The sequence below is a fragment of the Bacillota bacterium genome (genome assembly GCA_018818595.1).
GTDB lineage: Bacteria > Bacillota_I > Bacilli_A > Izemoplasmatales > Hujiaoplasmataceae > JAHIRM01.
In genome coordinates, this window is the sequence record JAHIRM010000049.1 from 35,712 (window position 1) to 60,830 (window position 25,119).

Consider the following 25,119-nt stretch of genomic DNA (forward strand, 5'->3'; position numbering starts at 1 on the left):
ACACTTAAAAAGGCTATATATATTTTGCTAATTATGAAAATATTTTCACAAATTCATGAATTAAATCTCGATTATTTTAAATATAGGTAAACGTTTACAATATTTTTAACAAAACACTTGACAATTGCTATCACAATTCAATATAATAGATTTAGGAAACCGATTTCCTTAAAAACAACAGGGGGTATTTATGAAAAAAATCCTTAGTATATTTTCCATACTAATTTTAACCTTAACTATGTTAGGGTTTTTAAGTTTTGATAAATTGCTTGTTCAAGCAGAAGGAGAAGATGATGTGTTTGTTCTTCGAGAGACAAGACCCTATCTATTCGTAGATTTTGGAGTTGACATAGATTTAACTACAATTGCTTATAAAACAATTGCAGAAGATGTACTATTATCAAATGGAGATTTAACTGATTTGAGTGCCTCTTTAGTACAAACTGGTGACTTGTTGCAAGCTTCATCGGCAGGAATTCATACATTTACTTTTACTTCTGGCGAGGAATCAATCAAAATATATGTTTTTGCCAAAGCGGTAGAAGATACTGAATACATTATTTATGAAGAAAATTTTGATGGACTTTCAGACGGAGCTATTCCTTCTGATTTTACACTTGTAAAAGGGGCAGCAGGAATTGAAAATGAATATTTATATTTAGATTCCCCTGCAACATCAACTCCATCGCAAGTTCTTTTACCGGAATATTTAAAAGGATTTAAAAATTACATTATTGAAACCGATTTTACACTTCTAAGTGCAGTTGAGTCTACACGCTGGGCATCTGTAATGTATCGATTTAGCCTTGATAATTATTTTCAAATGGCGATAAGACAAAACGCAACTGCTGATAATGGAGTTGAGTTTGCCAAAGCCATCAATGGTAACTGGAACGTTCCGATTACCATTGCTTATTCTGAGGCAATTAATCCTGCCACAACATATCGTTTAAAAATTGATTTAAAAGGATCCGTTGTAAAAGAATCGATTAATGATTCATTGCTTATCACTTATGAGAGTGCATCTGATTATTCGAGTGGTTATATTGGGATGCAATCAAGTGGTTCCAAAGCCATCTATGATAATATCAAAATCACTATGCCAGTAGAGTACATTGATAATTCCACGGTAGAATATTCTAATATTCCTGTATTATATACCCCTGAATCAGGAATAATCGTTGCGCCTACCGCAATCAAAACAATTGACTCTTTAGAAGATATTCAAGCTTTAGGAGACGAAATCAGACCAGCAACTGCTTTTTTAAGAATAAACAGTAATTTTGATGTTGTAAAAGCCAATGGACTTCCAATTTGTACATTTATGGAAGCATTAGATGCAGCAAAAGATAAAGTAATTCCTGCATTTTATACAAAAAACAATGAAATTGCTTTAACGATAGCTTCCATGCTTAAAACTTACGGAGTAAGAGATGCATTTATTGTTTCTCCTAACATTTCGGTTATTCAAACAGCAAGAGCTGAATACAATATGTTAAGAGGAATTTTAGAAATTTCATATGATAATACAAATCCTGTTTTATCCGATGCAGATTTACTTGAAATTCGGGATAATACAAATATTGCTGGTGCTGTAGCTACCATCCTTCCTATCGAATACACAAATCAATACAATGTATTTTATTTACAACATCGTTTGATTACAGTATGGGCTGAAACAAGTGATTTAGGAAACGAAGCAATGCTTGAAGCAATTTTATCTGGATCCAATGGTATTGTTACAGACGATTATTTATCCTTATTTGATTTATATGCGACGTTTCCAGAAAATACTTTGATTCGTAGACCATTAATTATTGGCCATAGAGGAATGTCAACTGAAGCTCCAGAAAACACAGTAGAAGGATCTGTACTTGCTATGAATGCTGGTGCTGATGTGGTCGAGTTAGATATTTATTTATCGCTTGACAATGAAATTATAGTTATGCATGATGCTACAACGACTAGAACGACAAATGGCTCTTTGATAGTAGAAGAATCTACTTTAGCTCAATTAAGAGAATTAACTATGAATGATACGTTTGGAACATTCCCAGATATTCCTGTTCCAACACTTGAAGAATATTTTGAGACTTTTAAAGGAGAAGATTTAGTTCTATTTATTGAAATTAAAAGTTCAAACGTTGAAATTGTTGATTATTTAAAATTATTAATTGATGAATATGATTTTAGTGATCAAGTAGTTGTGATTTCATTTATTGGAACTCAAATTACAAAAATGAGAGAAGTACTTCCTAATATCTCTGTTGGATATTTATCAACAGGATTAATCAATTCAGCAAATTTAGAATCCAGTATTATTGCAACCTTAAACTCTGTTGTTCCTGCAAAAACAACCATTAATCCTGAATATTCTCCACTTACAGATGTATACATTCAAGAAATGAATCATCGTGGACTTACCATTTGGCCTTGGACGTTAAGCACTCCTGAAAATGTATATACTTATTATTTAAAAGGAGTTGGAGGAATTACAACCGATATTACTTCCATTTTACAAAATGAATTTAATCGATTTACGATGAATCAACTATCTTACACCTATGATTTAGCTGAACCTGCTCAAATTTCACTTAGAGGAAACATCATGACTCCAAAAGGATTTAGTTATCCTTACATTCCAACTCTTGAAATATATAGTGATACTGGTACAGGTATTGTTATAGATAGTTCAAGTAATGTAACCGAAATGACAACTGTTGGAAATACAGTTTTAATGGCTTCGTTCACTACAACGCTCGCAAGTGGTGAAGAAGTGACTATTTATAGCGATTTAATTCAAATTGAAGTGATTGACACAACTGAAGAAATTGTCGATCCAGATCCGGTAGACCCAGATCCGGTAGACCCAGATCCAGTTGATCCAGATCCAGTTGATGATACAAACCCACTTGGATGGATTATTGGAGCAATCTCTGGAGGAGTAGTCTTTATAACGGGATTTATTTTCTTGGGAATTCGTTTTCTCAAGAAACCAAAAATATAAAAATTTTATTTAAGGAGGACTTATGAAAAAATTATTTTTAATCTTCGTGATGTTTTTTGCACTATTTAGTGTTATTGCTTGTACTGAAGTGACTACTACAACTACTACGACACAAGCAACAACGACTACTACAACTACGACTACTGCAACTACCACCACGACAACAGTAACAGAAGAACCTGATGTTACTGACCCGATTTTAATGGGAATTACAGATGTAACCATCTATGTGGGTGATGCCTTTGATCCTTGGGATGGGGTTTCAGCACTTGACAATCATGATGGAACTATTACAGCAGATATTCAACTTTCAGGAGACTATGATATTACAGTTCCTGGAACGTACACTCTTACTTATACTGTTTTTGACCTTGCTGGAAATTCCGCAGTAGATTCAAGAACTCTAAGAGTTAAAGAAGCTTTATTAAACACCTTTTATATTGTAAACGGTGACTTCTCTGACGTTTTAGAAGCTCCTTGGGGACACTGGGCTGGAGATGGCGGCGCTGGTAGCGCAACTATCGTTGAAGGCGTTTTAAATTACGTTGTTACAGCAATTGGATCTTTAACCTATTCAAATCAATTCTCTCAAGTAGATCGAATTGTAGAAACAGGTAAGATTTATCAAGTTAGCTTTAGAGCAAAAGCCGATACTGGCCGTCCAATGATTATTCAATTGGAAGATAGAACAACTTATTTAAAATATTGGTCAGCAACAATTGATGTTACAACTGACTGGGTTGTTTATGAATTTGCATTTGAAGTAACTAACCCTTCAATGACTACAGGAAAACTTGGTTTCTTTTTAGGCGCAATTGGAACAACTTCTGTTCCTACAACTGTCTATCTTGATGACGTAGCTATTACAGAATTAGAAGAGTTACCTGGAGATCATACTGCTCCAACTCTTAGTGGAGTTGGCGCCTATACTTCTGAAATTGGATTGCCATTTAATCCATTACAAGGTGTTACTGTAACTGATGATTTTGATTTAACTTTAACAGTTGATGATATCGTTATTGTTGGAACGGTTGATATTAATACAGCCGATGTTTATACACTTACTTATACAATTGAAGATGCATCAGGAAACAGTCGAGAATATACAAGAGAAGTAACCGTATCCTTGACACCTCCTCCATCAACATTTGTTGTTCCAAATGGCGATTTTGCTATTGATCAAGCAACTTCATCTGCTGAAGGATGGCTATGGAAAACAGGTGGAAATGGCGCAGCATTTACTGCTGAAATCGTCGATGGAAATGCTGAAATCGTAGTTACAGCTTTAGGTGACGTTCCTCATGGAGTTCAATTCTATCTATTAAACAGAGTAGTTGAACAAGGAAGAACTTACCGAATTTCATTTGATGTAAAAGCATTAAATGCAAGACCTATCCAAGTTGTATTAGAAAATGCAGCTTATACTCGTCAATTTGATTATACTTATAACGTTACAACCGAGTGGCAAACAATTACGTTTGATTATTATCGTTCGAATGAAACAATTAATACTGCAAAATTTGCTTTCTTTGCAGGACTTGTAGGAACAACATCTGTTCCAACAACATTCTATATCGATAATATTACAATTGAAGCTATTCCAACTTTACCAGATACAGAAGCTCCAGTTATTACTGGTATTGATGATATTACAATAGCGATTGGAGATACTTTTGACGAATTATTTGGAGTCGGAGTTACCGATAATAAAGACGGATCATTACGAATCGTTGATATCGCTATTACAGGCTTAGATACTCTTGATACATCTGTTGCAGGAGAATACACTTTAACGTATTCAATTACAGATGCTTCTGGAAATACTGCAACTGAAACAAGAATCGTTACCGTTGCTGAAGGAATTGCACCTACAACATTTACTGTTGTAAACGGTGATTTCTCAAGAGATCAACTAGTTTCCGTAACAACCAATGGATGGTTATGGAAAATTAGTGGTTCAGGCGCATTTACTGCTAAAATACAAAATGGAATTGCCGAAATTAATGTAACAAATGTAGGAATTGTTCCTCATGGTGTTCAATTCTATCAAGATTCTAGAATCACGGTTACTGACGCAGTCTATTTAATTACATTTAGAGCAAAAGCAGATATGCCTCGTCCAATTAGAGTTGTGTTAGAAAACACTGCTAACTGGTCAAACATAATGTATGCTGACTTTAATCTTACTACTGAATGGGCTACCTATACGATAGAGTACAATAATACAGGCGCAGGAATCACTACAGCTAAATTCGGATTTTTCTTAGGTGCTGTATTAGGAACTAGTGTTCCAACTACTATTTATTTAGATGATGTATCCATCGTTACGATTGCAGAAGCTACAGATACCGTTGCTCCAGCTCTTATTGGAGTAGATGATACCATTTTAATTCAAGGAAATGCATTTGATCCATTACTTGGAGTTAGAGTATGGGATTTCAATGATAAATTATTAACTGCAGAAGATATCATTATTACAGGAACTGTAGATCATACAACTCTTGGATCCTATGACTTAGTTTATACAGTTACAGATGCTGCAGATCACGTGACACAAGTTACAAGAACCATTACTGTTGTAGCATCAGGACTTCCTTCGACCTTTACGGTTGTTAATGGAGATTTCGAAATTCCACAAGCAATTTCTGGAACCGATGGAACTCTTTGGAACTGGAAAACAAGTGGAACGGGTGCCTTTACTTTAGCGATTGATGAAGGAATTGCAACTGTCAATGTAACAAGCTTAGGAACTGTTCCTTATGGAGTACAATTCTTCCAACTAAGCCGTGTTATAGAATATGGAAGTATTTATAAAGTTACCTTTAAAGCAAAAGCTGATATTGCAAGACCTATTCAATTTGCAGTTGAAGGTGGATCTTCAAGTACAAACCGTTTGTACGATGAAATCTTTGATATTTCAACAGAATGGGTAACTTATGAAACAGAAGTTTGTATCACAAATAGTTTTAGTTTCAATAATGGTAAATTTGGATTCTACATGGGACTTGTTGGCACAACTTCCGTTCCAACTACAATTTATTTAGATGACGTAGTTGTTGAACTTATAGGTTATGTAGAAGATACACAAGAACCAGTATTATCTAATGTAAATGATGTCACAATTGATATCGATCAAGTATTCAATCCTATGACAGGAGTATTAGTTTATGATATCTTAGATCGTTTATTGGCTGTAACAGCTATTACTGTGACAGGAGATCAAGTAACACTTGTTGAAGGTATTTATGTGTTTGATTCAAGTGTTGCAGGAAATTACACAGTTACTTACGTTGTCACAGACAAATCTGGAAATGAAACAACCATCGTACGAAACGTTACTGTTTCTGCAGGCGACCCAGTTTCTACCTTTGTTATTCAAAATGGAGATTTCGAAACTCCACAAGCAATTTCTGGAACCGATGGAACACTTTGGAACTGGAAAACAAGTGGAACAGGTGCATTCACTTTATCAATTGATGAAGGAATCGCAACCATTGATGTAACAAGTTTAGGGGATGTGCCTTATGGAGTTCAATTCTTTTTACCAAGTAGAGTTTTAGAACTTGGATCAAGTTATTTAATTACGTTTAGAGCAAAAGCAGACATAGCAAGACCAATTAATGTTGTATTAGAAAGTAGTGGTCTTCCTAGATTGTTTGATCTTAACATTGACATAACTACTGAATGGGTTACTTACACCATCGAATGTGATTATACTTATGCAGCTTCTATCGCAAACGGTAAATTTGGTTTCTTCTTAGGAAATGTAGTTGGTACTAGTGTTCCTACAACCATTTATATTGATGATGTTACAGTTGTTGAAGTTGATTCATTTAATGACGTTGTTGCCCCACAAATTCTTGGTGTTCAAAACACCATAGTACAATTAGGAGAAGCATTTGATCCTATGTTAGGCATTAAAGTTATTGATGATCATGATAGAACATTATTACCTGAATATGTTAGTGTTACTGGTACAGTAGATGTAGAAGTAGCAGGAGATTACGTTTTAACTTACTCAGTAAGAGATTCTTCTGGAAACTTCACAACCGTATTAAGAACCATTACAGTTCAAGAAACATTACTTCCTTCAACCTTTACGGTTGTTAATGGAGATTTCTCAACAGATCAAGCAACACCTTATACTCAACCTGCAATAAATGGTTGGGGATGGCATGGAACTGGAACCTTTACAGCAAGTATTATCGATGGCGTAGCAGTTATTGATGTTACAGCTCTTGGAACTGTTGCATGGGGCGTTCAATTCTATCAACAAAGCCGTGTTTTAGAATCAGGAAGTATCTATAAAATTACTTTCTCAGCCAAAGCAGATATTGCAAGACCAATTCAAATGGCTATTGAAGGTGGATATTCAACTACAACTCGTCTGTTTGATCAAATATTTAATATTGAAACAGACTGGAATACATATACAACTTATGTTAGATTACCTCAAAGTGCAAGTTTCTCAAATGGTAAATTTGCATTCTTCATGGGTCTTGTTGGTACAACTTCAGTTGAAACAACAATTTATTTAGACGACGTTATTATTGAATTAGTAGGGTACGTTGACGATACAACAGCACCTATGATTTTAGGAATTAATGATGTAGTTTTAACAGTAGATCAAGTCTATGACCCAATTTTAGGAGTTTCAGTCTATGATAGTTATGATCGATTATTAACTGTTGCAGATGTTGTTGTTACAGGAGATCAAATTTCAACTGTAGTAGATGCTTATGTGTTTGATTCAAGCGTTGCAGGAACTTATACAGTAACTTATACGCTTATTGACAAGTATGGAAATGAATCTGTTATCACACGAACCGTAACCGTAGGTTAACACAAGATTCTCATTTTTTCCTATCAGGGCGAGCAAGAATTTTGCTCGCCTTGATTATCTTTATTGACAAATGATTTACAAAAAAGTTGCTATATACTATAATATAGTAAAAATATTTTACAAGAAATGTTGGTGACGGAGTGAAAAAGACCATTTATGATGTAGCAAAAGCAATGAATCTATCTCCAGGAACCATTTCGAAAATATTAAATAATAATGGAAATGTAAGTCAAGAAACAAGAGAACGTGTCTTAAATTATGTTAAAAAAATTGGATATGTGGCTGATACGAATGCTAGAATATTAAAATCTAAATTTAGTTGGACCATTGGCGTTATTTTCTCTGACATTTCCTTAATCGGTTTGGAGCATCCTTTTTTTGCAAGTATCATTCAACAATTCAAAAATTATGTAGAGAAACAAGGATATGAAATTGTTTTTATTGTAAATAAACTAGGTAATAACGAATTAACATACCTTCAATGGTGCAAAAACAAACGAGTTGATGGTGTTTTAATTGTCTCAGGAAATATCAATAACAAGCATATCATTGAATTAGTTAACAGCGATATTCCTTCCGTTTCAACCGACATTATTATGCCTCATTTAAATTCAGTTTTATCTGATGATTATGAGGGAATAAGATTAGGAATCGAATACGCAATTTCAAGAGGTCTTGAAAAAATTGCTTGTATTACAGGCCCGTTAACTTCGAGAGCTTTTTCTGAAAGACTTGCAGCATATCATAACATCATGTTAAAAAACGGATTGATTTTAAGAGAAAACTACTATAAAGAAGCTCAATCTTTTGGCTTTACTAGTGGATACAATGCAACCATTGAAATGTTAAACGATGTAACTGAAGTTCCAAATATGATTTTATCTTTTTCGGATGATTTAGCATTTGGTGTCATAAGAGCATTAGAAGATAAAGGATTAAAGGTGCCAAATGATGTTTCTGTTATTGGCTTTGATGATATTCAGTATGCAAAACATTTTACTCCAAGTTTATCTACCATAAGACAAGATAAAGTATTAATTGCTGAAACAGCAGCCAAGATTTTACTGGCAAAAATAAAGCATCAAACTGAAAAAAATGATATTATTAAAAAAATTCCTGTTGATTTAGTTTTAAGAAATTCAACAAGATAATCTAAAGCCAGCATTTGCTGGCTTTTACTTTGGTTTTTTCATTTATACAATGTTAATTCTTTTAGAATACTAAAATAGATTTATATCTTCTTTTTTGTTTGAAAAAGAGAAGTTTTACTGGTATAATAACAGATATGTTTTTGAAGGAGATTAAATGATAAATACAATACTTTTTGATTTAGATGGTACGTTATTGCCATTAGATGAAGACCAATTTATTAATATATATTTTACAAAAATTGGTGAAACTTTTTCCAAACAAGGATTTGATAAAAAAAAGTTTGTTGAGGCTGTTTGGATTGGAACAAAAGCTATGGTTGAAAACGATGGTGTTCATTCAAATGAAATCGTATTTTGGGATACATTTCAAAAATTGATTTCATGTGATTTGAATGCTCTTCAACAGGATTTTTTAGAATTTTATCAAACGCATTTTGATGAAGTTAGAAATTCAGTGAATCCATCTATATTTGCAAAAAAATGCATTGATTTATTAAAGAAGAAGGGTTATCGCATCGGACTTGCAACTAATCCATTGTTTCCTCAAATTGCAACGTTTAAAAGAATCGCATGGGCAGGATTAAAAACATCAGATTTTGAAATAATTACTACCTATGAAAATTCTAATTTTGCAAAACCTAATCTAAAATACTTTGAAACGATCTTTACAAAATTAAATGTTACTCCAAGCGAATGTTTAATGGTTGGCAATGATGCATCAGAGGATATGATTATAGAGTCATTAGGAGCTTCAACATTTTTATTAACTGATTGTTTAAACAATCACAAAGGAGTCGATATTTCTTTATATGAACACGGTTCTTTTGAAGAATTATATGTCTTTTTAAGTAATCTTCCAGATTTAGAGGCAAAAAAATGAACATTTTGATTACTGCTTTTGAACCATTTGATGGTCAACAAATCAATTCGTCCTATGAAATTGTTTCAAAAATCAATTTTACTTCTAAAGATGTACAAATGATTAAAATTACATTACCTGTAGTCTATGATAAAGATCTTTATTTTAAATTGCTTAATGACTATCAACCAGATTATTTATTGTTATGTGGTCAAGCAGCCAACAGAAAGATGATATCATTAGAACAAGTTGGACTTAATTTCATGTATGCAAATATTCCTGATAATTCTGGAGTATTAAAAAGAGGAGAAAAAATCATTCAAGAAGGCCCAGATGCCTTATTTTCAACCATTGATTTCATGCCGTTTTTAAATTCTATAGAAAATACAAAATTACCAGTTGAGCTTTCTTTGACTGCGGGGGCTTATATTTGTAATTTGGCATTATATACTAGTCTTTACTTTGCTAAAATTTCGAGTTTGAATACAAAAATAGGGTTTATTCATTTCCCTTTGCTTGAAAGTCAAACAGAGGGAAATAATAAGCCAGCAATTTCTTTAAAAACGGGAGTTTTGGTTCTCGAGAAACTTCTAAAATATTTAAGTGAAAAAGAGTAAAAAGCTTCTGAAACTAATGTTTTAACAATTGTTAAGAAACGATCATTTTACTATTGGTCTATCTTGTCAAAACAAAAACACAAAAATATAAAAAAAATAACAAAAAAAACTGGCAAAGATTTTGACTTTTACTTAATAATTGTTTATAATAAACATAGTTATTTTCAACAGGAGGAAATTATGAGAATAGGTATTATTGGCCCCATTGGAAGCGGAAAATCAACTTTATCTAAGAAGTTAGCAGACTACTATCACTCGACTTTAGTAGAAGAACCTGTGGAGAAGAACGAATACCTACCTTATTTTTACAAAGACAAAGAAACGTTTGCTTTACTATCTCAAAACGCTTTTTACAGTTCGCTTTTTTTGTTAATGTGGAAGACAAAACATCTAGACAATGTAATTTGTGATTCAACGTTATTTTCTAATCTTGTTTTTACCGAATTACTAAGACTTGAAGGAATTATGTCGGCAATGGAAGTGGCTCTTACCTATGCCATTGCAGATGAACATTTAAAACGAATTCCAGATGTGGACATTCATTTAGTGATTGTAAGAGAAACAGATCAATTATTTGATAATGTTAGAAGCAGAGGCAGAGATATTGAACAAGGTCAACAAGAGTATTTATCTTTTCATTATGCAAATTATTATTCCGTACTAAAGCGAATATTTAAAAATTATAAAGTTCCTGAATCGAAAATTCTTTGGTTAAGAATTAATGATATGGAACAAGAAAACGAATTTAAAGAAATTATTAAGACAATTGAAATGAAATTTGCTGAAATTCAAGAAAAATTAAAAGGCACCTTTTAAAGGGTTGCCTCTTTTTTTATTTCATATCAAGTAGTACGATTTTGAAACCATCGAATTGTTTTTTCTACTGTTGCAGGAAAAGGGGTTAACTCCTCTAGTAAATCTTTTTTCATTAACGTATTGTCGTATTGGTAATTATCTAAAACTGCATCAATCATCATCCTTGAAAAGCCAGGGACAAACCTTGAAAAAGCTTTGGCTAAAAAACCAGGAATGCAAAAATAAATAGCTTTCTTTTGTGCAAAGAAATTGATTTCTTCATAAAATTTTTTAATCAAATGGTTGTATCCGGAAAGAATATAACTTCCACTTAAATTTTTATCTAATCCAGAAATAATAGCGTTGCAACAATCTATAACATCAATAAAATTATATCCGCCTTTTACATAAAAAAAGATTTTTCTTTTCAAGGATTTTTGTATTTCTATTCCAGCTGCAGATGGTTTGTAATCATGTATACCAATCACTGCAGAAGGATATAATATTAAAGCATTCATATCTTCCTTTGTCATTTTATTATATAAATATTGAGTTGCTTTTGCTTTTGTCTTGGCATAATTTGAGTGAAGTTTCTCAGGAAAAAAATCACAAGGTTCTTTAATCTTTAATGTTGATTTTTCGCGGTAAATTGCATCGACACTAGAAGTATAAATAAAACGGATTTGATGAGTTTGACAAAAATCGATAATAATTTTTGTTCCAGTTTCGTTAATTTGAACTGATTCATCTAAAAAACGATTACTTAAGTCAATAAAGCCAGCTAAATGTATTAAAGTATCTCCTAAAGCAATTTCTTTTGCTAGAAATACAGGATCAAAAATATCGCCATAAGCAGTTTTTACTTTAATATCAGAAATGGCTTTACCACTTTGTCTTAACAGTATTTTTATATCATATCCTTTAGATATCATTATCCGAAGTAAATTATTTCCTATATGTCCAGTTGTTCCAGTAATAATAATCATAAAAATCTCCTTATAAAAAAGCAACTTTATTGCTATTATATCAAAAAAAAATTGCTTATGATATAATAATTCAGTAATTAATCATTTGCTGGAGGTTTAACATGACAATTCATTCTATAGTAGAAACGCAACGAGCTTTTTTTGCTACTGGAAAAACAAAAGATTATTTGTATCGAAAAAATGCTTTGCTTACTTTAAAAAAAGGAATTCTCTCTTATCAAGAAAAAATAAATGATGCGTTATATCAAGATTTAAATAAAAGTTCATTTGAAAGTTATTTATCAGAAATAGGAATTGTTTTAGCCGAGATTTCCTACACATTAAAACACCTTAAAAAATGGATGAAAATCAAAAGAGTAAAAACATCTTTTACCTTATTTCATGCTAAAAGTTTTGTTTTCAAAGAGCCTTTAGACGTTGCATTAATTATGAGCCCATGGAATTACCCTTTTCAGCTTGCAATTGATCCTTTAGTTGGTGCAATTGCAGCAGGAAACACTGTGGTTGTAAAACCGGCTTCCTACGCTAAAAACACTTCTAATGTCATTAAAGAATTGCTTGATTTTTGTTTTCCATTGGAATACGTTACGTGTGTGCTTGGTGGAAGAGAAGAAAACAAAGAATTGCTTGAAGAACAATTTGATTCAATTTTCTTTACTGGTAGTAGTGAGGTTGGAAAATTAGTTATGGAAAAAGCAAGTAAACACTTAACACCTGTTTCTTTAGAATTAGGTGGAAAGAGTCCTTGCATTTTAGATAAAAACGTTAATCTATATCTTGCCGCAAAACGAATTGCATTTGGAAAATTCTTAAATGCAGGACAAACGTGTGTTTCTCCTGATTATTTATTCATTTTACCAGAACAAGTTTCAGAATTCTTAAAACATATGAGAACAATTATAACGCAATTTTTTGGAGAGACTCCTCTTGAATCTTTGGAATATCCAAAAATCATTAATCAAAAACATTTATTGCGATTAATTGGGCTATTAGAAATGGATAAAGTAGTAATAGGCGGAAATTATTCAGATGAAAAATTTGCCCCTACTATAATGGATAATATAACATTTGAATCAAAAGTAATGAAGGAAGAAATATTTGGGCCTATTTTACCTCTCATTCACTATGATTCCTTGGAGGAAGTCTATCAATATATTTCGTCACAACCTAAACCGTTAGCACTCTATTTGTTTACACACGATAAACGGGTTGAACAAGAAGTATATAATCGTCTAAGTTTTGGAGGGGCAACGATTAATGATACTATTATGCATTTTGGAAGTTCACAAATGGGGTTTGGCGGAGTAGGCGCAAGTGGGATGGGCAAATACCACGGATTAGAGAGTTTTGATACTTTTTCCAATAAACGTTCTATTGTAAAAAGATCAAACTGGATTGATTTACCTATGAGGTATCATCCTTATAGCAAATCTAAATTCGATTTTTTAAAACATTTTTTAAAATAAAATAGATATCTATTTTAAATATAAACTAACAAAGGAGTGAAAAATATGAATATATTTATTATTTATGATTCGTTTTATGGGAACACGTTAAAGGTAACAGAATTGATTAAAGACGAATTTATAGCTAAAGGACATAAAGTTTCGTATAAACACGTCGATAAAGTAGAACAAGATGATTTTATTGAAAAGGACTATGTGATTTTCGGTTCTCCCACTAGAGGGTTTCGTCCATCACCTTCTATGTCAGCTTTTTTAAAAAGCAAAGTTTTTTGTTTTACCAATCAGGAAGTATTTGTATTTGATACGAGAATCGATTATATCGATATTAAATCCAGATTTCTAAAAAGAATGATGAAATGCTTTGGTTTTGCAGCTGATCATATGAAAAAAACACTTGAAAAAAGAAATGCAACGGTACTACAAGAACCAAAAGGTTTTTTTGTAGTTTCATCTACTGGTCCTTTAAAACCAGAAGTTTCTTATCAAATCGAATTATGGGTAGATGAAATTCTTAAATTACCAAAATAAAATAAGGTATTTGATTTGTTCTATTAAGCTTTAGGTATCATTTTGTTTTTGGAATGAATATATAAAGATTCTCTGTTGACAAAAAAAATAAAGTGCTAATATTTAATTATATATTCACTAATAAAATTTTATATCATTTAAAAAATATTACTATTTACATCAGTCATATGATTCTTATAGATACAATGCAATATATCCTGACATTGAGATTGACAAGTAGAAGGAGGGTCATCATGAAATCATTATTTAAGAAAATTCTGATAGCAACATTATTTTTGCTAGTATTTTCTTTATGGGGATGTAAAGAAGAAATTGGTACCGAAGGTTTAGTCTATGAATTAATTGAAGATCAATCTGAATATGCGGTCGTCGGTTATACGGGCGACTCATTTGAAGTCATTATTCCATCTACTTACAATAGCATTCCAGTAACTGAAATTCGCTATACAACTTTTTCAGGGAACGGTACAATCAACCTCTATATTACCGGCCTCACGCTTCCAGATAGTATTACTAGCATCGAAGAGAACGCGCTGGGAGTATTGACAAGCTTGTCGGAACTTCGCGTGCCGAAAAAGATTGAAGATGTCGGATCAGCTTTGACATGGATTTTGACAAGAGTCTCGCTAACGATTCCAAAAGGACACCTATACTTGAAAGAAACAAAGATTGACGGTTACAAAGCGATAACCTCAAAAGACGGATCTCGCTTAGTTTGGATTGAAAATCCAAGTGAAGAAAATATTACGATAACCATTCCCGATAACATAGTAATAATCGATGATTATGCAATGTTATCCACGGATTTCGGAGGAATTGTATTGCCGAAGACGCTTGAAGAAGTGGGAATAGGTGCATTCTATGACACCCCCAATACCACCATCAATATCCCTGCAGGCATTAAGATCATCCAAGGTGCTGCGTTTGCCTTTTCAAGTTTCGTTGGCGAACTGGTTTTGCCAGAAGGGTTAGAAGAGGTAGGAGGTAACGCCTTCGGTAGCAATCAACTGACTGGTATTGTATTTCCTTCAACAATCACAAGTTTGGCAAGAGGCATTTTTGGTAATCATCCCAATATAATTAATAAAAACTGCGTCACACGTGTTGAATTCAAAACAAGAGATTTTTTACCAGTTGATGAATTGGCAGATTATTTTGTTTGGTTTTTTTCGCTTAACTATAGATATGCTTACTATTTAAATCACACGTCTCCAGACATTAAAATTGAAATTGTTTTTTCCATGAGTGCTGAAGACAATGCAATCATGGACGAAGCTTTTTGGATTGGACACGCTGTTGAAGCAATCGATTCGGATACAGTAGGAGGTTTCGAGGGCTATTATTTCGCAACAACAAGTATCGATAATTAAAAATGAGGTTGTTAACTGTGAAGTGATAAGAAGCGGTATTATAAATAATCAAATCAAATAATATGCATATCAAAATATAGCCCTTAGGGGCTTTTTTTATGTGCATTTCACGAATTTATATTATTTGATATGATAATTAAGTGCTTTCTTTATTTTTAGAGTTTTTCTGAAATAATGATAACGTTTTTTTCAAACAAAATTAAAAGGCGTAACTTCTATTGAATATAGAAATTACGTCTTAATTAACAAAATAATTTTTAATCTTATAGTTCTTTACGTATTCAGTAATACTTTGTCCATTTAATTTTTTGTAATAACATCGTATTTTAGAAAATGGAAAAAGTTAAAAAGATGATAGCTAACAGACTTGCGACAAGACTAACAACCGTAATTTGAGTATTAATGGAAGGACCTGCAGTATCTTTAAATGGATCTCCTACGGTATCGCCTATGACTGCGGCTTTATGAGTATCGCTACCTTTTCCTCCATGATGTCCAGCTTCAATGTATTTTTTACCATTATCCCACAAGCCACCACTGTTTGACATGAATAACGCTAGTAATAAGCCGCTCACGATGTTTCCAGCTAAAAAACCACCAATGGCATAGACCCCACCTACAAGACCGACTACGACTGTAATAACGATTGTAAATAGGCCTGCAGGAATTAATTCCTTAAGGGCACCTTTTGTTGCAATTTCAATACATTTATCTGATTCAGGCATAACCCCTTCAACGCCTTCTTTTAATCCAGGAATTTCTTCAAATTGACGGTGAATTTCTTTGACCATTCGCTCAGAGTTTCTTGTAACTCCTAGCATTAAAAGTGCACTAAATACTGCTGGTACTGCAGCTCCGATTAATAAACCGAAAAATACCAAAGGATTCATAATATCAAATCCAACAATTTGGTCTATTGCAAGATTTAATTCAACGATTGAAGTATTGACTTCGGTAATAAAAGCTCCTAATAAAGAAATAACTGTAAGTCCTGCTGCACCAATTGCAAATCCTTTTGTTACGGCTTTAACAGTATTTCCTGCAGAATCTAGAGTATCAGTAATCTTGATTACTTCTTCACCTAGTCCTCCCATTTCTGCTAAACCTCTTGCATTATCCACAATAGGTCCGTAAGCATCATTTGAAATAATCATACCAACTATTGAAAGCATTCCAACAGCGGCCATAGAAATTCCAAATAGTGCGTATTGAGTTTGAAGCTCTGGTGTAGCTCCAAGTGGAGCAGTGATTTTATATGCTGCAAAAGCAGAAACAGCAATTCCTATCATTGCAGGAAGCACAGATAAGAACCCATAACTAATTCCAGAAATAATAGTAAGCGCAGGTCCACTTTCACTAGCTTTTGCTGTGTTTCTAACCGGTTTTTTAGAGTCGTCCGTAAAATAATCTGTTGCAATTCCAACTACCACTCCAACTAACAGACCAATTAAAGCAGCAAAATAGATTCTCCATTGAAAATGGAAAAGTAAAGTTGCTAGTGCAGTTAGTAATGCAAAAATAATAGTTGTAGTATAAGTACTCATATTTAATGCTCTAGTAGGATTGCCGTTTTTTCCCATTTTTGCAGATGCTACTCCAATAATGGAAGAAAGCAATCCAATTCCAGCATAGGCAAAAACCATTGTTGAATTGTGAGATCCAGTCAAAGTATCAATGGCAACTGCCATGACAAGTGCTGCAGCCATAGAAGCAACGTGAGAGTCAAACAAATCAGCGCCCATTCCGGCAACATCTCCTACGTTATCTCCTACATTATCTGCAATAACTGCAGGGTTTCTAGGATCATCTTCAGGTATTCCTAATTCGATTTTTCCAACTAAATCTGCTGAAATATCGGCAGTTTTAGTAAAAATCCCGCCACCGGCTTTTGCAAAAAGAGCAAGAGAAGAAGCACCAAAACTAAAGCCTAATAACATCGTTGGATTTTCTGTAATCCAAAACACAAGTGAAATACCTAATAAACTAGCTCCAACAACCGCCATTCCCATGACAGCTCCTCCACGAAAGCCAGCTAGAAAACTTGGTCTAATTCCTTTTTGGGCAGCCTCGGCAGTTTTCATATTGGCAATGGTAGCTACAAATATACCGATTTTACCAGCAAAAGCACTAAAAATTGTTCCTGATAAATAAGCAATCGTAATTGTTATGTTATCAATAATTTCACCTTTCCAAATAGGTGAAGGTAAAAAAACAAAGATAAGAATTGAAACGATAAAGGCAAATTTTGCTAATATAATATATTCTTTCTTTAAAAAAGTATTTGCACCGCTTTTAATTAATTCACCGATAGAGTGAATCTTTTCGTTGGTACTTTCTTGTCTTTTAACCCAACTATAAAGCCATCCTGCAAATCCAAAGGCAAGCATAGCTATTACTATACAAAAAATAATTGCGAAAATCGTGTTCATTGTTTCAGCTCCATTCTGTAAATCATCTTTTATAATTTTATCATGAATTTAATATCAATTCAATAAGGTTTCTATAAGAAATATAATTCAATATTAATATTAATAATTTATTAAATTAAATAGTTCAATGAATTGATTTTTTAACTTGTATTGACAAGACTTTAAGGCTATGATACATTATACTTAATTTGAAATTAGAAAAAATAATAGAAATTGGAGGAATAATTGTGAAAAAATGGGTATGTGAAGTATGTGGGTATATTTATGATCCAAAATTTGGCGATCCTGATGGTGGAATAGAAGCAGGTACTTCATTTGAAGATATTCCAGATAGTTGGGTTTGTCCTGATTGTGGTGTTACAAAAGAAAACTTTAGTCCAATTGAATAGTAAAATATAGTAAAACAATCGCCAATAGTGGCGATTGTTTTTTTTAAGATATGAGATTTAAATTACAGCAATTGCATCAATTTCAACGAGTGCATCTTTAGGAAGTTTACTTACTTCAACGGTGACTCTTGCAGGTTTATGAGAATCGAAGAAAGATTGATATACTTCATTCATTTTAGGAAAATCGCTCATATTTTTTAAATAAACTGTGCATTTAACAATATCTTCTTTTTTAAGGTTTGAAGCGAGTACAATTTGTAAAATGTTTTCAAGAGATTGTTTGGTTTGACACTCAATACAATTTCCTACGAATTGATTTGTGTGTGGATGAATTGGAAGTTGACCAGATACATACAACGTATTACTTGTAAGAACTGCTTGAGAATAGGGACCAATTGCTTGAGGTGCATTATTTGACGTGATGGGTTTGTTCATATAAAACCCTCCTTATAAATTACATTATAGATAGTAAGAAGAGTAATATCAAGAGTAATAATGAATTAATAATTGAATTTATCTTGAAATTCTTGAAAGTTGTATGTAAAATTAAATCATATACAAAGGAGAACTAATTATGAAAAAATTTATAAAAGAGTTTGGGTTATTTATTTCAAAAGGAAATGCGTTGGATTTAGCGATTGGAATTGTAATAGGAACTGCATTTAATGCTATTATAAAAAGCTTAGTAAATGATATAATTATGCCACTTATTAGTTTGTTAACAAAAGGAGACGTTAAAAGTCTATATGTTGTTTTAAAGGGCACTGCAACCTATGATCAAACTTTAGGACAATTAATTTTATCAGAAGATGCAGTACTCCTTACTTATGGAAATTTTATTCAGTCTATTTTTGATTTTTTGATTGTCGCTTTAGCTGTCTTTCTAGCATTAAAAGTTATTATGACATTTCGAACGAAAATTGAACTCTTAAAAAATCAAGTTGTAAATATAGAACAATCAGAATCAAATACATAATGATTTGATATTAATAAAAACTTGTATCTGTTGTGTTTCACTGGTGTAAAACGCTTTCTTTTGATATAATGTATTTAGTAACGGGAGGGATAGTATGAAAGTAAAACAAAATTATCAACTTCAAAACGGAATTTCCATTCCATCTATTGGTTTTGGAACGTGGCAAATTCCAAACGGAGAAATGGCTTATAACGCAACTTTAGAAGCTTTAAAAATAGGTTATAGACATATTGACACTGCGGCTGCATATCAAAATGAAGAATCGGTTGGCAAAGCCATAAAAGATTCGGGATTAAAAAGAGAAGAAGTTTTTATTACTTCTAAATTAAGAGCAGATATGAAAGGGTATCAAGTAGCTTTAGATGAATTTGACAAAACAATAAATAAATTAGGTGTTGATTACTTAGATTTGTACTTAATCCACGCTCCGAAACCTTGGGGAAAAGAAGGGGACGGAATTGAATACAATAATTTAAACGTTGAAACATGGAAGGCATTTATTAAATTATACCAAGAAGGTAAAATTCGAGCAATTGGTGTTTCAAATTTTAGACCAGAACACTTAATCCCTTTAGTAGAAGAAACACGTTTTGCTCCACATATAAATCAAATTTACTTATGTCCTGGAGCTTTACAAACTGAAACAGTTCTTTATGCTAAAAATTATGATATCTTAATTGAAGCCTATTCACCATTTGCAACGGGACGTTTGTTTAAAGTGGAACAAATTCATGAAATTGCCAAAAAATATAATCGTAGTGCGGCACAATTAGCTATTCGATGGAGTTTACAACACGGATTTTTGCCACTGCCAAAATCAGTAACTCCAGCTAGAATTGAAAGTAATTTTGATGTGTTTGATTTTGAAATTTCAGAAGAAGATATGATGATTATTGATCATCTTGAAATTCCAAGATAAATCATTGCTGTAATTCACAGGAGAATTCAAATGAAAATAATTGATGTAGATAGTTGGCATCGCAAAAAACATTATAACTATTATAAAGATTTTGATTTGCCTCACTTTAGCATTACTGCAAATGTTGATATTACAAACTTATACCATTTTGCTAAGAAAAATCAAACTTCATTTTTTGCAACTTTATTATATTATGTAATGAAAGTTGTCAACGATATTCCAGAATTAAAATATCGAATTCGCGGGAATGAAGTAATTTTACATGACACCATTCACCCATCTTATACTGTATTAGCAAACGAGGATTTGTTTCAATTTGTTACGTCAACCTTTACCGAAGATTTTCAAGCCTTTCTTCACAAGGTAGATCAAGACATAGACTATGTCAAAATCCATGAAAATTTAGATGACATTCCAGGAAAAGATGATTTAATCTATATTTCGGCTATTCCGTGGGTAACATTCACCAATTTAAGTCATCCGTTTGATACTAAACACCCAGATTCGATACCTAGAATTTCATGGGGTAAATTTTTTAAAGAAAATGATCGAGTTATAATTCCGATATCTTTATCGGCACATCATGCATTATGTGATGGAATTCATGTAGGAAAATTTTATCAGTTATTATCAAATACAATAAACTCAATTCAATAACAATAAAAGCGCTAATTCTTTTGCGCTTTTTCTTTTCATTTGACAAGAGTTAATATATAATGTTATAATATACATCACGGGGGGTGGGGTGTATGAAACAAAAATTTGATGTCAGAGGAATGACGTGTGCAGCTTGTCAATCAAATGTTGAAAAAGACGTATTAAAAGTATCAGGAGTAAAAGAAGTGAGCGTTTCATTGCTCACAAATTCTATGATTGTTGATTTTGATGAAGAACAAAGTAATGTTGATTCCATCATTAAATCTGTTGAAAAAGGTGGATATCACGCCTCTATCGTAGGAATAAAGAAATCAAATGATATAGATCCTCAACTATTGGAATATAAAACAATGAAAAAACGATTGATCGTTTCTTCAATTTTCTTTATTCCTTTATTATATTTATCTATGGGAACAATGATAGGACTTCCTTTACCTTTTATGTTTAATGGTTTATCAAATAGCGTCACTTTTGCCTTTACTCAGTTTTTACTTACACTTCCAATTATATTTATTAATTTTAAATTCTTTTCCATTGGATTTTTACATTTATTCAAAAGAACTCCCAATATGGATACTCTAATTGCCTTAGGATCTTTTGCTGCCATTTTTTATGGAGTATTTGCTATTTATCAAATGGGAATTGGGCTTGGAACAAATAACTTAGGGTTAGTTGAAGAGTATCACATGAATCTCTATTTTGAATCGGCTGGTGCTATATTAACCCTTGTAACACTAGGAAAATTTCTTGAAGCAAAAAGCAAAGGTAAAACCTCGGAATCTCTACAAAAATTGATTCATTTAGCTCCTACAATGGCTCAAGTCAAAAAAGGTGATGCTTTTGAAGAAACAAAAGTAGATCAAATAATAATTGATGATATTATTTTAATCAAGCCAGGAATGAAAATACCAGTAGATGGAATAATTCTTGAAGGAAATTCCACAATTGACGAAGCAATGATAACAGGAGAATCCTTACCAGTTGAAAAAAAAGTAGGAGATTTAGTGCTTACAGCTACGATTAATAAATCGGGATCATTTCAGTTTAAAGCCACAAAAGTAGGAGAAGATACTTCGCTTGCAACTATCATTCGATTGGTCGAAAATGCATCTAGTTCGAAAGCTCCTATTCAAAAATTAGCTGACAAAATTAGTGGTGTTTTTGTTCCTATTGTGATTGGAATTAGCTTAATAACTTTTTTAGGATGGTATTTAACAGGAAATTCATTCTCTTTTGCTTTGTCAATGTCGATAACGGTTCTTGTGATATCGTGTCCTTGTGCTCTTGGACTTGCAACACCAGTCGCTATCATGGTAGGCACAGGAAAAGGAGCAGAATATGGTACTTTATTTAAATCGGCACAAAGTTTGGAAACAACTCATTTAATTGATACAGTTGTTTTAGATAAAACAGGAACCATTACAAAAGGAATCTTTGAAATAACAGATATTTTACCTTTAAATGATTATTTAGAGGCTGATTTATTGAAAATTGCCTACTCACTTGAAGATGGTTCAGAACATCCAATCGGTAAGTCCATTGTAGAATACGCAAAAACACATAATATATCAAAACAAAAAGCAAATGATTTTGAGGCGTTATCTGGTATGGGGGTGAAAGCATCCATTGGAAATGATGTGTATTTTGTAGGGAATATGGGGCTTATGACTTCTTTATCGATTTCAATTGAAGAAGTTAAGGATTATGAATTCAATTTGGCGAAACTTGGCAAAACATCGGTATATTTAGTTAAAAACAATACTATAATAGGACTAATTTCATTAAAAGATGGCGTAAAAGAAGGAAGCGTTGAAGCCATTCAAATAATGAAAAAAATGGGACTTGAAGTAATTATGCTAACGGGAGATAATCAAATTACTGCAAATGCGATTAAAGAAGATTTAAACATTTCAAAAGTATTTGCCCAAGTTTTACCAGATCAGAAAGAACAAGTAATTATTGATTTACAATCTCAAGGGAAAAAAGTAGCTATGATTGGTGATGGAATAAATGATGCCATTGCTTTAACTAGAGCTGATATCGGAATTGCTATTGGAGCTGGAAGTGATATTGCTATTGAATCTGCTGATATCGTTTTAATAAAGAATAACTTACTTGATGCAGTATTTGCATTGCAACTAAGTAAAAAAACGATGAACAATATTAAAATGAATCTATTTTGGGCGTTTTTTTACAACATAATAGGAATTCCAATTGCTGCTGGTGTTTTTTATACGCTCGCTGGATTAAGATTAAATCCTACTTTTGGAAGTCTTGCAATGAGTTTAAGTAGTGTGACTGTTGTTTTAAATGCATTAAGATTAAAATGGATTAAACCAAATAAAATGGAGGAAATATTATGAAAAAGAAACTAATAATTAAGGGAATGAGTTGTAAACATTGTGAAATGAGAGTTGAAAAATCACTATTAAATCTTGATGGTGTAAAAAAAGTTAAAGTAAGTTTCGTAAAAAACGAGGCCATTATTACACTAGATCAACAAATTGAAAATTATGTATTTTTTGATTGCATTAAAGATGCTGGATATGAACTAATTACCATTGAGGAATTAGCATGAAAGCAGATCACAAAGAAGTAATTAAATACTTAAATACTGCAAAAGGTCAAATCGAAGGTATCTTAAAAATGGTGGATGAAGATCGATATTGCATCGAAATTTCACATCAACTTTTAGCTTCTACGGCCATCCTAAAAAAAGCAAATCAACTTGTGCTACAAGCACATTTGAATTCATGTGTTAAAGATACATTGACAGAAGATGCTACGATTAAAATTCAAGAAATTATTCAAATCATTGATAAATTGAATAAGTAAAAAGACATCTTGAAAACATAAAAAAACATGTTATAATTAATCAGTCATAAAAATAATTCATTAGGTGTATAACAGGGAATGAAGTGTAATTCTTCAACTGTACCAGCAACCGTAATGTGGATGAATCTATAATAGCCATTGTTAAATCGAGAAGGCATAGATTTATTTGAAGCGAAGTCGGGAGACCTACCTAATTAATTAAATATAATTTCATAGAAGAGGGATAAAATGAAAAGAATTGTACTGGGTTTTTTACTGTTCTTGTTGGTTTTTACAAGTTTTTTAGGATGTCAATCAACGAGAAACACAGCTTTTGGAGATGGAGAAATTACGTTTGAAATTTATGATCAAGAAGATGTTTTACTGTCAAGGGTTACCGTTGATTACGAAGAAGGAGACACCCTTCTTGGCTTGTTAATGGAAAACTTTACCGTATCTTGTCAAGATGAACTAGGCGGCACGGATGAAACCTGTTCTTATAGCGGACTATATGGAGTGTATTTGCTCTCGGTGGGTGATTTAGAAGCCTATAATAATGGAGAATTTATTGAATTTTATATTAATGACGAATATGCCTTAAGCGGAATTGATACGACAGATATTATTGATGGATCGGTTTATCAATTTAAATATGGAACTTATGAAATCGGTTGATGTTCGAAAACATACTATTAGAAATATCACATTATCCGCAATGCTTTTAGCGGTATTAATTGTACAAGAAGAACTACTTATCTTTTTACCAAACATTCAATTTACCGTTGTATTATTAATGGTTTATGCTGCAATTTTGCCTTATTCAATGTTAATTAGTTTAACGGTTGGATATGTCATTATCGATAGTTTAATTATGGGTTCTTTTAACATGCTTTACGTAGTTCCTATGTTAATCGGTTGGATTCTTTTAGTACTAGTTTCTAAAAAACTTCAACATCAAAAAATTTGGATTTTAATTATGGTCTCTTTCATTTTTGGATTTGTATATGGATGGTTATTTATACCTTCTAAATTTTTAGAAATTGGAATTGATAGATTGTGGCCTTATTTTATTAGCGATTTACCATTTGAAATAATGATGGCAATTAGCAATATTGTTACAGTAATTCTATTATATGTTCCTTTAAAAAAACTACTTTTATCTTTAATGAATCAAAGTAGTAGTGAACTATAACTGTTATTTCATAGAAAAAGAGACATATCATTGTCTCTTTTTATTTACGACAAAAAAGACTTAGGTTCTTGCGATAATACAAATTTAAAAGTATAATTAATAATAAGATGTAAAAAGAATG

At 32.3% G+C, this 25,119-nt stretch carries 19 protein-coding genes, 1 pseudogene and 1 riboswitch; of the genes and pseudogenes, 17 read left to right on the plus strand and 3 right to left on the minus strand.

Features of this window, described 5'->3' with window-relative positions:
- The first annotated feature begins 190 nt into the window (after window positions 1-190).
- The 6 genes from KJ971_07815 to KJ971_07840 all read left to right on the plus strand — a co-directional run bounded on the left by KJ971_07815 (window position 191) and on the right by KJ971_07840 (window position 11,293).
- Window positions 191-3,007, plus strand: a complete 2,817-nt coding sequence (locus tag KJ971_07815; GenBank protein ID MBU1145737.1) for a hypothetical protein — start codon at window positions 191-193, stop codon at window positions 3,005-3,007.
- Between the two features lie 22 nt (window positions 3,008-3,029).
- Window positions 3,030-7,850 (plus strand): DUF5011 domain-containing protein, encoded by a 4,821-nt coding sequence (locus tag KJ971_07820; protein ID MBU1145738.1) that lies wholly within the window; start codon window positions 3,030-3,032, stop codon window positions 7,848-7,850.
- A 140-nt stretch (window positions 7,851-7,990) separates the two neighbouring features.
- Window positions 7,991-9,001 (plus strand): LacI family transcriptional regulator, encoded by a 1,011-nt coding sequence (locus KJ971_07825; protein ID MBU1145739.1) that lies wholly within the window; start codon window positions 7,991-7,993, stop codon window positions 8,999-9,001.
- Window positions 9,002-9,155: 154 nt separating this feature from the next.
- Window positions 9,156-9,881 carry an HAD family hydrolase gene (locus tag KJ971_07830; GenBank protein ID MBU1145740.1) on the plus strand — a complete coding sequence of 242 codons (726 nt, stop codon included), beginning with the start codon at window positions 9,156-9,158 and terminating at the stop codon, window positions 9,879-9,881.
- Complete coding sequence (locus KJ971_07835) at window positions 9,878-10,477, plus strand: pyroglutamyl-peptidase I (protein MBU1145741.1); 600 nt, start codon at window positions 9,878-9,880, stop codon at window positions 10,475-10,477. Before KJ971_07830 ends, KJ971_07835 begins: the two co-directional genes overlap by 4 nt.
- Window positions 10,478-10,657: 180 nt before the next feature.
- A complete protein-coding gene (locus tag KJ971_07840) occupies window positions 10,658-11,293 on the plus strand; it encodes a deoxynucleoside kinase (protein ID MBU1145742.1) in 636 nt (211 codons plus the stop codon).
- Between the two features lie 26 nt (window positions 11,294-11,319).
- Here the strand turns inward: KJ971_07840 and KJ971_07845 are convergent, their stop codons facing one another.
- The gene (locus tag KJ971_07845) at window positions 11,320-12,258 is read right to left on the minus strand and encodes an NAD-dependent epimerase/dehydratase family protein (GenBank protein ID MBU1145743.1); all 939 of its coding nucleotides are present in this window, start codon (window positions 12,256-12,258) and stop codon (window positions 11,320-11,322) included.
- 101 nt (window positions 12,259-12,359) lie between these two features.
- Here KJ971_07845 and KJ971_07850 point away from each other — a divergent pair, with 101 nt between their 5' ends.
- The 3 genes from KJ971_07850 (at window position 12,360) to KJ971_07860 (ending at window position 15,622) form a co-directional block, all read left to right on the plus strand.
- Entirely contained in the window at window positions 12,360-13,724 is a 1,365-nt protein-coding gene (locus KJ971_07850; GenBank protein MBU1145744.1) for an aldehyde dehydrogenase, read from the plus strand.
- Between the two features lie 45 nt (window positions 13,725-13,769).
- Complete coding sequence (locus KJ971_07855; GenBank protein ID MBU1145745.1) at window positions 13,770-14,252, plus strand: flavodoxin domain-containing protein; 483 nt, start codon at window positions 13,770-13,772, stop codon at window positions 14,250-14,252.
- A gap of 233 nt (window positions 14,253-14,485) precedes the next feature.
- Window positions 14,486-15,622, plus strand: a complete 1,137-nt coding sequence (locus KJ971_07860; protein ID MBU1145746.1) for a leucine-rich repeat domain-containing protein — start codon at window positions 14,486-14,488, stop codon at window positions 15,620-15,622.
- A gap of 326 nt (window positions 15,623-15,948) precedes the next feature.
- Here the strand turns inward: KJ971_07860 and KJ971_07865 are convergent, their stop codons facing one another.
- Window positions 15,949-18,051, minus strand: a complete 2,103-nt coding sequence (locus tag KJ971_07865; GenBank protein MBU1145747.1) for a sodium-translocating pyrophosphatase — start codon at window positions 18,049-18,051, stop codon at window positions 15,949-15,951.
- 227 nt (window positions 18,052-18,278) lie between these two features.
- On the opposite strand from KJ971_07865, the gene KJ971_07870 reads away from it, so the two are divergent.
- Window positions 18,279-18,440, plus strand: a complete 162-nt coding sequence (locus KJ971_07870) for a rubredoxin (GenBank protein MBU1145748.1) — start codon at window positions 18,279-18,281, stop codon at window positions 18,438-18,440.
- A 57-nt stretch (window positions 18,441-18,497) separates the two neighbouring features.
- On the opposite strand, the gene KJ971_07875 is transcribed toward KJ971_07870, so the two are convergent.
- Window positions 18,498-18,875, minus strand: coding sequence for a RidA family protein (locus KJ971_07875; GenBank protein MBU1145749.1), 378 nt, complete (start codon window positions 18,873-18,875; stop codon window positions 18,498-18,500).
- A gap of 139 nt (window positions 18,876-19,014) precedes the next feature.
- On the opposite strand from KJ971_07875, the gene mscL reads away from it, so the two are divergent.
- The 7 genes and pseudogenes from mscL (at window position 19,015) to KJ971_07910 (ending at window position 24,998) form a co-directional block, all read left to right on the plus strand.
- Window positions 19,015-19,416 carry a large conductance mechanosensitive channel protein MscL gene (gene mscL / locus KJ971_07880; protein MBU1145750.1) on the plus strand — a complete coding sequence of 134 codons (402 nt, stop codon included), beginning with the start codon at window positions 19,015-19,017 and terminating at the stop codon, window positions 19,414-19,416.
- 94 nt (window positions 19,417-19,510) lie between these two features.
- Window positions 19,511-20,335 carry an aldo/keto reductase gene (locus tag KJ971_07885; GenBank protein MBU1145751.1) on the plus strand — a complete coding sequence of 275 codons (825 nt, stop codon included), beginning with the start codon at window positions 19,511-19,513 and terminating at the stop codon, window positions 20,333-20,335.
- A 30-nt stretch (window positions 20,336-20,365) separates the two neighbouring features.
- Entirely contained in the window at window positions 20,366-20,992 is a 627-nt protein-coding gene (locus KJ971_07890; GenBank protein MBU1145752.1) for a chloramphenicol acetyltransferase, read from the plus strand.
- 92 nt (window positions 20,993-21,084) lie between these two features.
- Window positions 21,085-23,570: pseudogene (locus KJ971_07895) on the plus strand (heavy metal translocating P-type ATPase).
- A complete protein-coding gene (locus KJ971_07900) occupies window positions 23,567-23,827 on the plus strand; it encodes a metal-sensing transcriptional repressor (GenBank protein MBU1145753.1) in 261 nt (86 codons plus the stop codon). The pseudogene KJ971_07895 and the gene KJ971_07900 overlap by 4 nt, the downstream one beginning before the upstream one ends.
- Window positions 23,828-23,872: 45 nt before the next feature.
- Window positions 23,873-24,036: riboswitch (cobalamin riboswitch) on the plus strand.
- A 19-nt stretch (window positions 24,037-24,055) separates the two neighbouring features.
- Complete coding sequence (locus KJ971_07905) at window positions 24,056-24,481, plus strand: hypothetical protein (protein ID MBU1145754.1); 426 nt, start codon at window positions 24,056-24,058, stop codon at window positions 24,479-24,481.
- Window positions 24,468-24,998: a hypothetical protein gene (locus KJ971_07910; GenBank protein ID MBU1145755.1), complete on the plus strand. Its 531-nt coding sequence runs from the start codon at window positions 24,468-24,470 to the stop codon at window positions 24,996-24,998. Before KJ971_07905 ends, KJ971_07910 begins: the two co-directional genes overlap by 14 nt.
- The last annotated feature ends 121 nt before the right edge of the window (window positions 24,999-25,119 follow it).

Excerpts from the sequence above, each read along its gene's own strand:
- KJ971_07815 (MBU1145737.1), top strand. The coding sequence starts at position 191 with ATGAAAAAAATCCTTAGTATATTTTCCATACTAATTTTAACCTTAACT.
- KJ971_07820 (MBU1145738.1), top strand. The coding sequence starts at position 3,030 with ATGAAAAAATTATTTTTAATCTTCGTGATGTTTTTTGCACTATTTAGT.
- KJ971_07830 (MBU1145740.1), top strand. The coding sequence starts at position 9,156 with ATGATAAATACAATACTTTTTGATTTAGATGGTACGTTATTGCCATTA.
- KJ971_07835 (MBU1145741.1), top strand. The coding sequence starts at position 9,878 with ATGAACATTTTGATTACTGCTTTTGAACCATTTGATGGTCAACAAATC.
- KJ971_07840 (MBU1145742.1), top strand. The coding sequence starts at position 10,658 with ATGAGAATAGGTATTATTGGCCCCATTGGAAGCGGAAAATCAACTTTA.
- KJ971_07845 (MBU1145743.1), bottom strand. The coding sequence starts at position 12,258 with ATGATTATTATTACTGGAACAACTGGACATATAGGAAATAATTTACTT.
- KJ971_07850 (MBU1145744.1), top strand. The coding sequence starts at position 12,360 with ATGACAATTCATTCTATAGTAGAAACGCAACGAGCTTTTTTTGCTACT.
- KJ971_07855 (MBU1145745.1), top strand. The coding sequence starts at position 13,770 with ATGAATATATTTATTATTTATGATTCGTTTTATGGGAACACGTTAAAG.
- KJ971_07860 (MBU1145746.1), top strand. The coding sequence starts at position 14,486 with ATGAAATCATTATTTAAGAAAATTCTGATAGCAACATTATTTTTGCTA.
- KJ971_07865 (MBU1145747.1), bottom strand. The coding sequence starts at position 18,051 with ATGAACACGATTTTCGCAATTATTTTTTGTATAGTAATAGCTATGCTT.
- KJ971_07875 (MBU1145749.1), bottom strand. The coding sequence starts at position 18,875 with ATGAACAAACCCATCACGTCAAATAATGCACCTCAAGCAATTGGTCCC.
- mscL (MBU1145750.1), top strand. The coding sequence starts at position 19,015 with ATGAAAAAATTTATAAAAGAGTTTGGGTTATTTATTTCAAAAGGAAAT.
- KJ971_07885 (MBU1145751.1), top strand. The coding sequence starts at position 19,511 with ATGAAAGTAAAACAAAATTATCAACTTCAAAACGGAATTTCCATTCCA.
- KJ971_07890 (MBU1145752.1), top strand. The coding sequence starts at position 20,366 with ATGAAAATAATTGATGTAGATAGTTGGCATCGCAAAAAACATTATAAC.
- KJ971_07900 (MBU1145753.1), top strand. The coding sequence starts at position 23,567 with ATGAAAGCAGATCACAAAGAAGTAATTAAATACTTAAATACTGCAAAA.
- KJ971_07905 (MBU1145754.1), top strand. The coding sequence starts at position 24,056 with ATGAAAAGAATTGTACTGGGTTTTTTACTGTTCTTGTTGGTTTTTACA.
- KJ971_07910 (MBU1145755.1), top strand. The coding sequence starts at position 24,468 with ATGAAATCGGTTGATGTTCGAAAACATACTATTAGAAATATCACATTA.